Source organism: Paenibacillus sp. FW507-14B1B (assembly GCF_058781425.1).
Window position 1 is genome coordinate 123,207 of sequence record NZ_JBYSWS010000003.1, and the last position, 13,291, is coordinate 136,497.

Consider the following 13,291-nt stretch of genomic DNA (forward strand, 5'->3'; position numbering starts at 1 on the left):
GTACCCCCTTTAAAAGTTCTTGCTGTATTAATACTCCAATTTATAATTGGCCAAGTAATCGGCAATCTGCTCAATCTCTTCATCACTGAATCCGAGATCTTTAGGAGCAGGCATCAGGTTGCCTGGTTTAACAGCCTCTGGATCGGACAGCCATTCCACAAGATTGTCTTTTACCGGCTTCGAGCCTTTTGCACCGTTCGTATCATTCAGCAAGATACTCGCTACAGTTTCACGCGATCCTATACCTGTTAGATTAGGACCGGAGAATCCGCCTTGATCTCCCACAGCGTGGCAAGAGAGACAGTTGGTCTTGAACTTCTCAGCAAGCTGTGTGTCCTCTGGAAGTATGGCTGGCGCTCTGTTAGCTTCAATCCACTTGTCAAATGAAGCCTGGTCAACCGCTTTCACGCGGAATTCCATGAAGCCGTGAGATGTTCCGCACAACTCGGCACACTTCCCGATATATGTACCCGCATTTGGTGTGCTAATCGTCATGTTATTGACGCTACCTTCCGTGTTGGTGTCCATTTTACCCGCAAGGGAAGGAACCCAGAAGGAGTGAAGCACATCAGCTGTCTTCAACTGCAAAGCAATCTTCTTATCCACAGGGATGAGCAGCTCTTGAGCTGTCTTCAAGTTATCGTATTGTGGATACTCAAACTCCCACCAAAATTGATGAGATGTAACTTTAACCTGTAATGCATCTTTGTCGTTCCAATCATTCTCACCATAAGCAAAAACCTTTTGAATCGTAGGAATTGCAAGTATGAGAACTAGGACAAGTGGAATCGCTGTCCAAATGATCTCTAACTTGAAGCTTCCCTCTACTTGCTCCGGAACCTCTTGTTGTCCTGGTTTTCTGCGGAATTTAATCAGCACGTACGTCGCTATGGCGAATACTACAATGACTACAACCACCATAATCGAAATCGAAAGCTTGATTAAATCCAATTGCCCCTCAGCTACCGGACCTTGTGGTCTCAATACCGACAAGTCCTCACGGCCGCAGCCGGACAAGAGCAAAGAAAACACGGCCAACAAAGGAAGGAGACGCTTTACAGTTTGCCACCGTTTCATCATTGATCTACCCCACTTTTCCGATTTTCGTAGATTACCATCCGGCGCAAACAGCGGTAATCTACCTGCAGTATCACGGATGAAATAATCCTGTCAATTAATGCAATCACCTATTAAATATAAGTTTAAGGTCATCTTTTGTCAATCATTCACAGGGAGTTCACAAATTGTTCGAAAAGTTGTCAAAGTCGCGCTGTATCTGATTTTGCAACCGTTTTCATAGTTTTCTTTCATAACTTGCCCCCCTCCTCTAATCTTGACATCGACAATTTCCAGCAAGCATAACATTATGTATATATATGGACTGAATGCCTGTTTTGAAACTTTTATTCATATAATAATTAAGAGAGGGACGTGCCCTCTCTCTTTATTCTGTTAGGATATAAGGTCCTTCCCGGGTGATCGCAATTGTATGCTCGAACTGAACCCCTACACTACCATCTGCTGATGAAATAGTCCATCCGTCATCCTCCCAGAAGACCGCTCCGGATGGTCCAAGTGTAAGCACAGGCTCTATTGTAATCACCATCCCCTCCATTAGCTTACGCCCCTTTCCTCGAACACCATAACTAGGTACATCAGGCGGTTCGTGAATATGTTGGCCTATGCCGTGTCCAACCAATGGCTTAACAAGCCCGTAACCTCCGGCTAAAGCATGCTGTTCAATTACATATCCTATATCCCCCAAGGTGTTTCCTATCTTAGCCATACTTATCCCTTTATTAAGAGCAGTCTGAGCTTCCTCCATCAAGCGTGCAACATCCGGTTTCACCTCTGATACCGCATAGGTCCAACCAGAATCGGCAAGCCATCCATCCTTATTCACTACAATGTCGATGGTAACGACATCACCAGACTGTAAAGGAATATCACTCGGAAATCCATGACACACAACTTCATTAACGGAGGCACAAGTAGCAAACGGAAATCCTTTGTAACCCTTTTGCTCCGGAGAGGCACCTGCTTCCTTCAAATACGTTTCAACCTTTGCATCAATATCCAGCGTTGTAACACCTGGCTTGATCCATCTTGATATTTCACGATGACAATCAGCCAGAATACGACCTGCTTTCCGCATATATTCAATTTCCTGCTTGCTCTTAATCCGGATCTTCAATTCCCTCACACTCCTTCTGCTGCATATTCCCGTTCTCGCATTAGCAAAGGGGATCGCTAACAATATATGTGTGAGTAGACGCAAAAAAACCGTTTATCAAGGCGATTGCCCCAAAAACGGTTTAAAGTAGTTAATCTTATGAAGAATTCAAGTTATGAAAAGCATGCAAATGGTTTCTCTTATGCGGGTTGAAGTTGTCTTATGATACGGAAGAATTAAGTCTTCCCAGCTCATTCTCTACAACAAGAGTAAGCTCTTCTTCATATCCTCCCATAATATGATACTTCCGGACATACTCCTTTACAAATTTTTTCGGATCTTTAGGCCGGAAAATACGTGTCATTTCCCGCAGACTTTCTTTAACTTCATTGTGACCTTTCGTTGCCATGATGATCCCTCCCAAAACGTGGAAAATGATAACTCCGTTTAAGAGAATGCCGAAAAAGATCTACCCTGTTAAATTGTGCTGACTGCAGTTCTAGCGGTGATAGGTTGATATTCAGCAACTTACCAATGCATCTGACACTTACATACCACAAAGGCATGTATTTGAATCATTAATCTATTGTATCATATTCCATCGTTTGTTTCATCTTTCCCAAAAAATGTTTTTTTGGGCGAAATAAATTTGTACCAGCCGAGTGTGACAGGTTTTTTGGTTAAGATACCTATGTATGTATGCCCGTCTATGCTAAACAAAAAGGAGACACAGCATATGGAACAACCTGTACCCGTGCTCACAACACCTACTGCCATCATCCCTGCCTTTCCTACTGCAGAGCCGAATGAGCAAGGCTGTAATTCAGAACTTCTTGATAAAGCACATCAGACCATTACTCGCAGCTATCCCAAAATGTTCAGCTTCCTTATCACCCGAGGCGGTAAACTCATTCAAGAAAAATATTACGGGAATCATCATGCGGGTACGCTTAATGATCTTCGATCTGCCACTAAAAGCTTTATCTCCACCCTTTTTGGTATGGCTGTCCATCAAAGTAAATTGCCGTCTATCGATACTCCTGTTCTCCCACTACTCAAGAATTATGCAACGCGCCGCACTCATCCTCTGCTTGAACGTATAACGTTCCGTCATCTGCTTACAATGACTTCCGGATTCGCATGGCAGACTGGAAAAAAGCTTGGAGAGCCACTGATTCATCGTTTTCACCGAAATCGAAAATGGGCTTCCTATGCCTTAGCACTTCCGATTATGGAAGCAGAAATGGGGACTTTTCAATATAGAAGCACGGATTCCCACCTTCTGTCCGTCGCACTAAGCGAAGCCACAGGGATGGATGCCCTCACTTATGCAAAAGAACAACTATTCATGCCCTTAGACATCAATCATTACGCTTGGACTCCAAGCCCTGAGGGACACAGCATGGGACATATCGGTTTATATCTTACCTCACGGGATATGGCGAAGTTCGGTCAATGTTGTCTACATGAAGGCAAATGGAATGAGAAGCAAGTGATCCCTAAGGAATGGCTCAAAGAAGCGCTTGCTCCCCAGATTAATGGCTACCCCGCTTTCGGTGATTATGGATTTCAGTGGTGGACTGGAAAAATGGATGGACAGTGTTTCGCTCTGGCGCATGGTCATGGCGGTCAACAGATCTACTTGTTTCCGGCACTGGATACCGTTATTGTCTTCACCCAAGATAGCCATGTAAGCCGTTGGAAAAATCCACGGATGCTGTTAGAGCAGTTTATTTTGAAAGCCATAAAAGCATAAACAAGACAGCAGGATATTCCCCTTACGTTCTGGATACGTTAAACATAGGATCATAATACACAGCCTGAGAGGAGTACCGCTATGTCTGATAAATATAATGAAATGCCTCCTATTTCACGGGAGGAAGTTGAAGTTGACGGTGTTTACACGAATGAATGGGGACGTGAGGAACGTCTTAAACGAGGAGAATCTTTTCCTGCTGACCCTATCCTTGGTGCAACAGAGTGGCGCCTAACCGAATTGGAATTTGAGAATCACCATGACGGCCGTACCGACGAAAGGCTGATCGTCAAAGAGACCGGTCATGGTAAACAGCAGAAACTTACACCTAAATACACAAGCGATCCCCATCCTGAGTAATCATCTTCAAATGTAGTGTAGTTCTGAAAAAAATCTCAATCATTATGCAGATTTAAGCATCTTAACAGGTGCTTAGGATCTGCTTTTTTTTGCTTTTTTCGAAAAAATCATAACGATATACACCATCTTTATTGCTCTTATCCATCATACTTTGTCCAAGTCGCTCATATGGTATAGTAGCTTGCCTTAAGACAAGGAGTTGGTTGTTATGTCTCCCTTTAAATCGTCCACAGGAATCCCTGAGAACCTTGCTGCAACCCTGTGTTATCTCTTCCCGATGGTCGGTGGAATCCTCTTTCTTGCACTGGAAAAAAGAAGCCGGTACGTGATGTTCCATGCACTCCAATCTTTGCTGACCTTCGGCATTCTAGCCTTGGCCCATGTGTTATCAGGTGCTGTGCCCATCATCGGTCTGCTAGCATCAGCTCTCCTCGGCTTAATCAGTGTGCTTCTATGGCTGCTGCTTATGTTTCACGCTATTCAAGGTAGATGGTTCAAACTCCCTTGGATTGGTCACTTTGCCGAGAAGCAAATTGCAAAGATGTAGTCACAAAAAAAGGGCATCCGCTTATGCGGCATGCCCTTCTGCTGTCTCATCCGTATGACGAGAACCAGCCTTATTAGGTTTTAATCCATTGAACATCAGGTTAAGAACAATCGCTGTTAAACTACCGGCAACAATACCATTATCCGCAAGAATACGAATCCAATCCGGAAGCTTCGCGAACAGATCCGGCACCGTTGTTACACCAAGACCCATACCTACGGAACAGGCGATGATGAACAGGTTCTCATGACGGTTCAGATCAACTTGATCTCCCAGCATACGAATACCTGAGGAAACAACCATTCCGAACAGAGCAACCATAGCCCCGCCTAATACCGAAGCTGGCACAAGCTGCGTCAATGCCGCAACTTTAGGTAGGAATCCGATCAGGATCAGGAAGCTACCCGCTACGACAATAACATCACGTGTCTTTACACGGCTCATCTGAATCAGGCCTACGTTCTGTGAGTAAGTTGTGTATGGGAAGGAGTTGAAAATACCACCGATTACGATAGCAAGCCCTTCCGCGCGATAACCGCGAGATAAATCTTTCGAAGTAATATCTTTATCAACAATTTTACCAAGAGCCATAAATACGCCTGTAGATTCAGCGACACTAACAATCGCCACCAGAATCATGGTCAGAATGGGAACCAGCTTAAATTCCGGTGTTCCAAAGTAAAATGGCTGTGGAGCACGGAACCAGCCTGCTTCATGAAGTGGAGTCATATCCAGTCCACCAAACATTGCAGCTGCCAACGTTCCAAGAATGAGACCAACCAATACCGAGATGGATCTCAGAAATCCTTTGGAGAAGCGATTCATAAGTATGATAAAGAGTAGAACTCCAAATCCCAATGATAAATTAAGTGGACTACCAAAATTTTCGCTACCTTGTCCGCCACCAAGATCCGTCAGTGCGACTGGAATGAGTGTCAATCCGATAATCGTGACTACTGAGCCGGTCACAACCGGCGGGAATACAGCTATCAGTTTACCGAATAATCCTGAGAACAGAACCACGAATAAACCCGAAGCGATTATGGAACCGTAAATAACAGACATCCCATGTTCCAAGCCAATAATAATCATCGGTCCCACAGCTTGAAATGCACAACCAAGCATAACTGGAAGTCCAATACCGAAATACTTGTTACCAAACACCTGAAGCAATGTTGCAAGCCCACAAGCGAGCAGGTCGATGGCAATCAGATAAGTTAACTGCTCAGTGGTCAAACTAAGAGCTTTACCAACAATCATCGGTACGATAATAGCGCCTGCATACATTGCTAGAACATGCTGAATACCTAGCGATAATGTTTTTACAGGGTGACGACGCTTATCAAAAATGGGTTCCTGCTTGGACAACTTCTGTTCTTCCATGGAATTTGAAAGCCTCCTGAATAATGGATTTATACATTACGCGAACGTAACTTCGCCGTTGTCCAATGCAGCGATACGTACTAGCGATTCGACACGGTAGCCCGCTTCTGCCAGCAACCGTCCGCCTGGTTGGAATGCTTTTTCAATCACGATACCGATACCCGCTACTTCTGCACCAGCCTGCTCGACAATCCGAGCCAGTCCAAATGCAGCCTCACCATTAGCAAGGAAGTCATCGATAATAAGTACACGGTCACCTGGATGAATGAATTTCTTAGATACGGTTATATCGTTACTCTCCTGCTTCGTAAAAGAGTATACCTTTTCCACATAAATATCTTCACGAAGGGTTAGCGATTTCTGCTTCCGAGCAAAGATCATTGGGACCTCCAACTCTAGTGCCGTCATAATACCAGGAGCAATACCTGACGATTCAATCGTCAACACCCTAGTAATCTTCTCCTCTTGAAACAGGCGTGCAAATTCACGACCCACTTCTTTCATTAGCACCGGATCCATCTGATGGTTCAGGAATGAGTCTACCTTCAAGACCTGTCCACTCAGTACGATTCCTTCCTCCCGGACTTTGTTCTGCAGCAATTGCATGATGCCCCTCCTCTATGTTTTGTAAGTTTGCTTTAATCACCATAATGTACAATTGAAATGACACATTCTTACATTTCAAAAAACCCACCTGTCCCTCTACCGAACCGGTATATGGAACAAATGGGCTTGAACAACGAACCAAGATTATGTCCTCATCATTGTCTATGACCCGAACAAATCTGCTTATTGTCATCCCGTAGTCCAATCATTCCGGTGATTGGGTAGAAACATGCTGGCCAATTCCTGCACATATACGAGAAACGTACACTATGAAATTTACATTTCGTGAATGAATGAAGTATACCTTATTATGAATGAAAAAATAAAGTGAAAATTTCAGGAAGTTTATGTTTCCTGAATTAAAATAGGACTTCCTTGATTACGGTCCGAATTTCACTTTAATCTGTACGATCTCGGAACGAGAGCCAAGACGAATCGGAGGGCCCCAGAATCCATAGCCTGACGAAACGATCGAATGCAGCTGACCTTTTTGCAAATAGCCCCAATCGTTTTCAAACATCGCTTGAGTAATTAAATGCGCGGGGAATACTTGTCCACGATGCGTGTGTCCAGAAACCACAAGGTCCACTCCCTGCTGCTCAGCTTCTCCTAGCGCATTAGGCTGATGATCGAGAAGAATAACCGGTTTCTGCAGATCTGTGTCTTGCATGATGGAGGATAACTCTGCTCTGTTCTTGTCCTGTTTATCCCGTCTTCCTACCAAAGTGAGATCATCTATAGCTAATGTTTCATCATAAAGAATAGTCATTCCACTACGCTCAAGAACATCAATCAGTTCTGTGATCTCCCCTTCGAAACGATCATGATTCCCTAGAGAACCGTATACACCATATGGCGCTGTAACACCCGCCAGAATCTTATCGATTCCTTGATGCAAGTAGGCATCCAGGTCATCATCGATAATATCACCAGGAAACAAAACCATATCCGGTTTCAGGGCATTGATCTCTTGTACCATTCGCTCTGCATGAGCTTTTCCCGAAAGCAATCCAAAATGCATATCGGAAGCCATCACGATATTCAGCTCGTCTAATGATCCAGCCTTCTTTGCGATTTGGATATCATACGACCGAACTGTCGGACTGTAGGCGTTAAATGAACCGTACCCGATCACTAGAACCATCACAAGTATAGCTACGTACCCTGCAATTTTCTCCATATTGCGCCCGCGAAAGGCAGTCAAGCGTATCAGCCATAAGCCGACATGCATGATCGGGAGAAGTATGATCAGTACATAGAATACGGCCATCCAGTAGGATCCAATGATATTTAACACGGTTAAATTACCAAGAAAACGGCCCGTAATAAAGGACGTTGCTACAACCGTCAGCACAACAAAATATAGGACTTTGAAAAACTTGGATGACTTAGGGCTCATCCACTTCCAGAGCGTCTGACCTATATAATAGACAAGCAACCCATAGATCAATAACATTAGAATTCCCACAACAATAAACATCGCTATCCCCTTCCATTACAACCATTATAGCAAGAGGATATTTATAGCACAGCTAAAAGATCATCAATTATAAGCCGGGTCGCTTCGGGAGCAGATTACCTACAATTGATTTCAAATTTCGGTCCTCCGTGTATTTATCCTGACCGATATCCAGTTCGTTCACCCGAATATATTGATACGCAGCTTTCGGATCTGCTGGTCTGTACACGAGCTCTTCATTCTCATCCGGGACCACTTTATATTCCATATCATGAAACATCTCAAGCACTTGATTCTTATCTGGCAGTTTGCCTTCATCTACGAAGATCAGCCCCCTCAGCTTCTTGGGCCCCTCTTTATACACCACCGTAAAACGAACGATACATTCCATTTTAAAGTCTCCCCTTTCCCTCAGCTTGATAGGCCGGTCTGTCCTTGCGATCAGAAGTGATCACTATGGCCAGAGTATGTATATTAGAATTATCTCTTCAAATAACGGCAAAAGCCGGGATCGACTCCCGGCGCATCCCTAGATAGTATATCCAGTGTATTCAAATTACTTGCTTGAAGAAATGATAAAGTTAACCATTTCCCTCGAAAAAAGCATAATTGCAAGCAACTGGTTCTTATTCTGATTCATCTCTCGTTACTTCATCTACGTTTTCCGTGTCAGAAGCGATGTATTTACTCTGAATACGACCGTAATGGGGACCATAGGTGTCTTCAAGTTCACGCCCCATATCTTGCTCTAACTCGAACAGAACCATCTCCTGTGAAAAATGGTGCAAGAGCAGCTCTGCCATCACAGGATGTGCAGTAACTACAGCCTGTGTCTCCATTTCTCCTCCGCGCATACCGAGCATGCACCATTCTCGATCAATAACAAAAGAAAATTTGCGTCCGCCATGCTTCCGCTCTTCAATTCCCTTCCAACCACTCCAAGCTAGCGTTCGGGATAGACCATTATCTGGACCATCACAAGCCCATAGCACCCGAACCCCGCGGTTCTCTGCCGCTTTTAGCTCCTCGCGCAGCAATGTTGCCTCTTCACGCCACACATCAACGACAATTTCATTCTCAGCCTGAGCCAGCTTCCGAGCAACCAGCTCCAGTACTTCCTTGTCGCCTTCTACGCTATGAAAAGGGGCAGCATGGCCCTCTGGTCGAGGTAAGCTTTTCTCCACATAGGCAAGAGATGCTTCGACTCTACCAGAGATCATCCGCGTTAATTCTTCCGGCTTCAGCGTACTGTAGCGTACCGGTTCCCCTTCACCACGTTGCAGTGCGCCCTGACGCTCCAACCGCTGCATTGCTGCATACACATTGGAACGAGATGCTCCCAAGCGCTTCGCAACCTCATATCCCCCAGCTGGGCCATGCTCGGCAAGATCGATCATTATTTTCGACTCAATTTCCGTAAATCCCAAGTTGCGCAAATGATTCAATAACTGTTCCATTCTCCTGTCCTCCCAAAGCTGCCTGAACGAACCATCGTTCGCTTGTTCCACAATCCTCGCGCACTATGGCTTTACCTCTGAAGCTATTTAGATCTGTTCTGCCCCACACCTTGGACACCATTTGGAGCCCTTCGGCAAATCTGCACTGCAGATTTGACATTTCACTGTCTCTCGAACCTCTCCATCTTTAGGCAGGTTATCCTGAGTCTGATTGTTCTCCTGCCAGAAACGAATACGTCGATCAAGCTCCAATTGGCGCTCTCGTTCACGCTCTAGTTCTTCCAGATGCCTGCGCTCCCGCTCTCGCTCTTCCACCTCGTAACGGCGAGCTTCCTCGTCCTCCACCTCATAATACGGTTGTTCTTCCGTATCAATGTCCATATCCTTATCCATATCTATATCGACTTCAGCTTCATGCTTCTCAAGCTCTGGACGGTAAACATATGGAGTATCATCTACTTCTGAAGTTACACTTTCCTCAGAGAAGAAGATGTCACGCTCTGCTTTAGGCTCCTTCGGCTCCGTCCGTGCTTCAGGTCTAACCGTCAGATCCGCAAGCTTGTTACCACAGTAAGGGCAGAAGATCGCATCGAGCGCAACCGTACGGCCGCACTGACAAATCCGTTCATTTTTCAATATGGCTATCCGGTTACGTAATTCATCAATCTGCTCCTGCAGACTATCACATGATTTAGCAAGGTCCACCATTTCCTTCTCAGCTATAGACATATCTTTAGAACGATATCCTTCGTAAAACACCTTACCCATTTCTAAATAGTAGGAGCTTTTCCTCTGCTCAATATCTGAAATTTGGCTGTTCAATTTATTGATCTCTACAACATTCTGAGCTTTTTCCGTTGCTTTGTTGGCTCCGTCTTTCAACTTCTGCAAAATATTCATACGTGTCTCCTCCTCATTTCTCTATGCCAATATTTCCGGGTTATATAATCTCATTGTCACAACACTATGTTGATGCAGTTAACTCCATGCCTAAACTTCCCACTTCTATTTAACCAATAAGGTGACTCTATCATACCAAATTTACTAGCTTGATGGAAAAAGGAAGGCCTTGCCAGAATAGGCTCTTGTTTCATGCCTACCATGACCGTGTAAACATAGTTTAAATGCTACTCTGAAATCAATCCGCTTCTTCGAAAAGGAAGAATAGAGATCGATTCTATTAAAATATAAGCCAAGTATACATGAATGCGTATACTTTCTTATATAAAAATTAACACCGGGAGCCTTTTGGGCAATCCGGGACACGGAGGGATTCTAATGATGAACGACCAGAAAATCTATTATGTTTCCGTAGCCCATAACTTGATTCAGGACGTCCCCAATGATTCCAATGAATTTGTCGTACGTATGAATGATGAGCAGCTCACCAAACTGCGAGATCTAATGGATGAAGTGAGCCAAAGTGATAAATACGCGTTTAAGCGTACTTTTGTTCCCTTTAAATCTGCTGATCATGATGATGCAGCCGAAGAATTCGATGATCGCACCATCGAGTTGTACACCTATCTCTACCAATATGGAGACGAGAAGACCAAGAAATTAATTGATAGCATGAATATTATCTCCAAAATGGAAGACACCGGTTATGATGATCCAGGCTATGAAGATTCACCACTGAATAAATAACGAAGCCTATTGCAAGACAGCACTGCACACAGAACAAAACCCGGAGCCTTTCTGGCTTCGGGTTTTATGTTGTATATGCCTACACTTACAATTTAATATTCTCTTCATCGAAGTATTCCTCAAGCGTTAGGCCACTGTCGGCAATATCCGGAGCTAGGTCTTCACCAACGTAGCGAATATGCCATGGTTCATAGACATATCCCGTAATGCCTTCCTGTCCCTCTGGATAACGAATGATAAAACCATACTTCGGAGCATTATTTGCAAGCCATATGCCCTCTGTTGTCTGACCAAAGGACTGATCTAATGCATTACCTGCGCTCGGACTAGAGACATCAATCGTAAGGCCGGTCTGATGCTCACTCGTGCCTGGAACCGCACTAATACGGGAGGCTTCAGCTTCACCTTTAGTAGCCACGTGATTGTCATAAACCGATTTCTGCCTTGCAAAGGACCGGTAACCTGATACGGCTCTTAGCTCAATGCCTTCCGAATCCGCAGCAGCGAACAGTTTCTCCAGCGCTTCGGCTGCTTCCTTCCGCATATTCCGCTTCTCATGTGGTTCATTAAATGAGAATGGAACATTCGGTTCCACCAAGTCTGTCGGCTCGTACCCGTCTGGCAAGCTTCGCTGCTTGTTGACGATCACCGTAACCGACTCCGCATTCGTCACGATCTGCTTACCATTCTCTTCACGAGCTGTAGCTTGAAGGGAATTCTCACTGCGCTTCGCCATTACAGGGTCAGCTTGTCCATCGTTATCCGATGCCCCAGGTAGTGTACCGCCCTGTTGTCCTCCAGCCTGTGCCTGCAACTCCTGTCCTTCAGCCGCTCCTGATCCTTCGGATTGGCAGCCGGCCAAAAGTGCTCCCGCAAGCATTAGGGAAGATATCATCAGGCTTGTCTGCCGTGCTCTTTTCCCTCTAAATCTGCTCATTATCCGTCTCCCTTTCGTCCTATATCTCTTAGATGTCCATTGTACCTTATTCCTTTTTGGAGGGACAAATCGAATAACGACAGAAAATGACAGCTTTTTGGCAAAAAGCCCTATGATGCGTCAGACACATCGTTTTTTCGGCTATTCACTCGTTTTCTATCTGCTTCATATCGATTAGCATTCAAGGCTTCTTCAGCGCGCGGCGGCGGCGCTCTGCAGTGTTCGCTGTCTGGCGAACAACCAGCCCGAGCGCCTTAGATGCGCCGCGTACCTGAGGTAGCAGGCCGGCCCAGTCCCCTGCCGGCACAAGCTGATCCGGTGGAGGCGGCGGCGCTAGCCTAAGCTCCACCTCTTGCATGAGCGGCCCAGGGCGATGGAGCCGGCCCTCGGCCGTTGCCTCGGCCAGCCATTCGCCCAGAGAAGGGCCGGGTGCGGCCTTCTCTTTCGGCCGGGCGGCCGCTTCCCCGGCGGAGCCGCTTGTCGCTGGCGGGGCTGCCTTGGCCCAAGCGTCAAAGACGCGGGCCAGCAGCTCTTCCCGCGGCAGGCCCAGCAGCGCCAGCCGCTGGAGCGGCTCCGCCGCAAGCCGCAGAACGCTAGCCTCCAGCGCGGCTGCGGCATGCTCGCAGGCTGCGCGCCCGCAGGTGCAGCGCGCGGCCGATCCTTCATCCAGTAAGGATGAAGGGACATATTCGTCCAGCCATGGGGCTGGACGACCTTGCAGCAGGCCATAGAGCGCCTGCGGGTCGCTGGTAAGGCGGCGAAGCAAGCCTTCCTTGGCTTCCAGAGTCAGCATTTTGCAAGGAATACTGACTTCAGCAGACGGATCACCTACTATCGTTCCGCTTAGCAATCCGGGTCTAAACTCCAGCTTTATCTTCTCCTGATCCTCCGGCGTCACCATCGCAGCATCCACCCTTCCTTCCCGCAAACTTTATCTCGCATGAAACTTATATAGAGAGCAGCTTC

General features: G+C 45.9%; 15 protein-coding genes and 1 riboswitch. Of the genes, 4 read left to right on the plus strand and 11 right to left on the minus strand.

Going from position 1 to position 13,291, the window contains the following annotated elements:
• Window positions 1-27: 27 nt before the first annotated feature.
• The 3 genes from coxB to AC3WJJ_RS16240 form a co-directional block, all read right to left on the minus strand.
• Window positions 28-1,080: a cytochrome c oxidase subunit II gene (gene coxB / locus AC3WJJ_RS16230; RefSeq protein WP_492542283.1), complete on the minus strand. Its 1,053-nt coding sequence runs from the start codon at window positions 1,078-1,080 to the stop codon at window positions 28-30.
• A gap of 364 nt (window positions 1,081-1,444) precedes the next feature.
• Window positions 1,445-2,194: a type I methionyl aminopeptidase gene (map, locus tag AC3WJJ_RS16235; RefSeq protein WP_492542284.1), complete on the minus strand. Its 750-nt coding sequence runs from the start codon at window positions 2,192-2,194 to the stop codon at window positions 1,445-1,447.
• 199 nt (window positions 2,195-2,393) lie between these two features.
• Window positions 2,394-2,582 (minus strand): hypothetical protein, encoded by a 189-nt coding sequence (locus tag AC3WJJ_RS16240; protein ID WP_379248501.1) that lies wholly within the window; start codon window positions 2,580-2,582, stop codon window positions 2,394-2,396.
• A gap of 327 nt (window positions 2,583-2,909) precedes the next feature.
• Between AC3WJJ_RS16240 and AC3WJJ_RS16245 the strand changes: the two genes are divergently transcribed.
• The 3 genes from AC3WJJ_RS16245 (at window position 2,910) to AC3WJJ_RS16255 (ending at window position 4,836) form a co-directional block, all read left to right on the plus strand.
• Window positions 2,910-3,929, plus strand: coding sequence for a serine hydrolase domain-containing protein (locus tag AC3WJJ_RS16245; RefSeq protein WP_492542286.1), 1,020 nt, complete (start codon window positions 2,910-2,912; stop codon window positions 3,927-3,929).
• An 81-nt stretch (window positions 3,930-4,010) separates the two neighbouring features.
• Entirely contained in the window at window positions 4,011-4,289 is a 279-nt protein-coding gene (locus AC3WJJ_RS16250; protein ID WP_492542288.1) for a transposase, read from the plus strand.
• 208 nt (window positions 4,290-4,497) lie between these two features.
• Window positions 4,498-4,836, plus strand: a complete 339-nt coding sequence (locus tag AC3WJJ_RS16255) for a DUF4870 domain-containing protein (RefSeq protein ID WP_422659638.1) — start codon at window positions 4,498-4,500, stop codon at window positions 4,834-4,836.
• A gap of 21 nt (window positions 4,837-4,857) precedes the next feature.
• Here the strand turns inward: AC3WJJ_RS16255 and AC3WJJ_RS16260 are convergent, their stop codons facing one another.
• From AC3WJJ_RS16260 to AC3WJJ_RS16285, 6 genes are all read right to left on the minus strand, one after another.
• Window positions 4,858-6,219, minus strand: a complete 1,362-nt coding sequence (locus AC3WJJ_RS16260) for a nucleobase:cation symporter-2 family protein (RefSeq protein ID WP_492542290.1) — start codon at window positions 6,217-6,219, stop codon at window positions 4,858-4,860.
• Between the two features lie 36 nt (window positions 6,220-6,255).
• Window positions 6,256-6,825: a xanthine phosphoribosyltransferase gene (locus AC3WJJ_RS16265; RefSeq protein WP_379248496.1), complete on the minus strand. Its 570-nt coding sequence runs from the start codon at window positions 6,823-6,825 to the stop codon at window positions 6,256-6,258.
• A 177-nt stretch (window positions 6,826-7,002) separates the two neighbouring features.
• Window positions 7,003-7,102, minus strand: a riboswitch (purine riboswitch).
• A 102-nt stretch (window positions 7,103-7,204) separates the two neighbouring features.
• Window positions 7,205-8,305, minus strand: coding sequence for a metallophosphoesterase (locus tag AC3WJJ_RS16270; RefSeq protein ID WP_492542292.1), 1,101 nt, complete (start codon window positions 8,303-8,305; stop codon window positions 7,205-7,207).
• Window positions 8,306-8,372: 67 nt separating this feature from the next.
• The gene (locus AC3WJJ_RS16275; RefSeq protein ID WP_492542293.1) at window positions 8,373-8,675 is read right to left on the minus strand and encodes a hypothetical protein; all 303 of its coding nucleotides are present in this window, start codon (window positions 8,673-8,675) and stop codon (window positions 8,373-8,375) included.
• Between the two features lie 235 nt (window positions 8,676-8,910).
• Window positions 8,911-9,741: a TrmB family transcriptional regulator gene (locus tag AC3WJJ_RS16280; RefSeq protein WP_492542294.1), complete on the minus strand. Its 831-nt coding sequence runs from the start codon at window positions 9,739-9,741 to the stop codon at window positions 8,911-8,913.
• Window positions 9,742-9,828: 87 nt separating this feature from the next.
• A complete protein-coding gene (locus AC3WJJ_RS16285; protein ID WP_492542296.1) occupies window positions 9,829-10,641 on the minus strand; it encodes a zinc ribbon domain-containing protein in 813 nt (270 codons plus the stop codon).
• 381 nt (window positions 10,642-11,022) lie between these two features.
• Between AC3WJJ_RS16285 and AC3WJJ_RS16290 the strand changes: the two genes are divergently transcribed.
• Window positions 11,023-11,388 carry a hypothetical protein gene (locus tag AC3WJJ_RS16290; RefSeq protein WP_422659632.1) on the plus strand — a complete coding sequence of 122 codons (366 nt, stop codon included), beginning with the start codon at window positions 11,023-11,025 and terminating at the stop codon, window positions 11,386-11,388.
• An 85-nt stretch (window positions 11,389-11,473) separates the two neighbouring features.
• Here the strand turns inward: AC3WJJ_RS16290 and AC3WJJ_RS16295 are convergent, their stop codons facing one another.
• Both AC3WJJ_RS16295 and AC3WJJ_RS16300 read right to left on the minus strand, forming a co-directional pair.
• Window positions 11,474-12,325 (minus strand): M15 family metallopeptidase, encoded by an 852-nt coding sequence (locus AC3WJJ_RS16295; RefSeq protein WP_492542298.1) that lies wholly within the window; start codon window positions 12,323-12,325, stop codon window positions 11,474-11,476.
• A 181-nt stretch (window positions 12,326-12,506) separates the two neighbouring features.
• On the minus strand, window positions 12,507-13,226 hold the full coding sequence (locus tag AC3WJJ_RS16300) for a hypothetical protein (RefSeq protein WP_492542300.1): 720 nt from the start codon (window positions 13,224-13,226) through the stop codon (window positions 12,507-12,509).
• Window positions 13,227-13,291 lie beyond the last annotated feature (65 nt).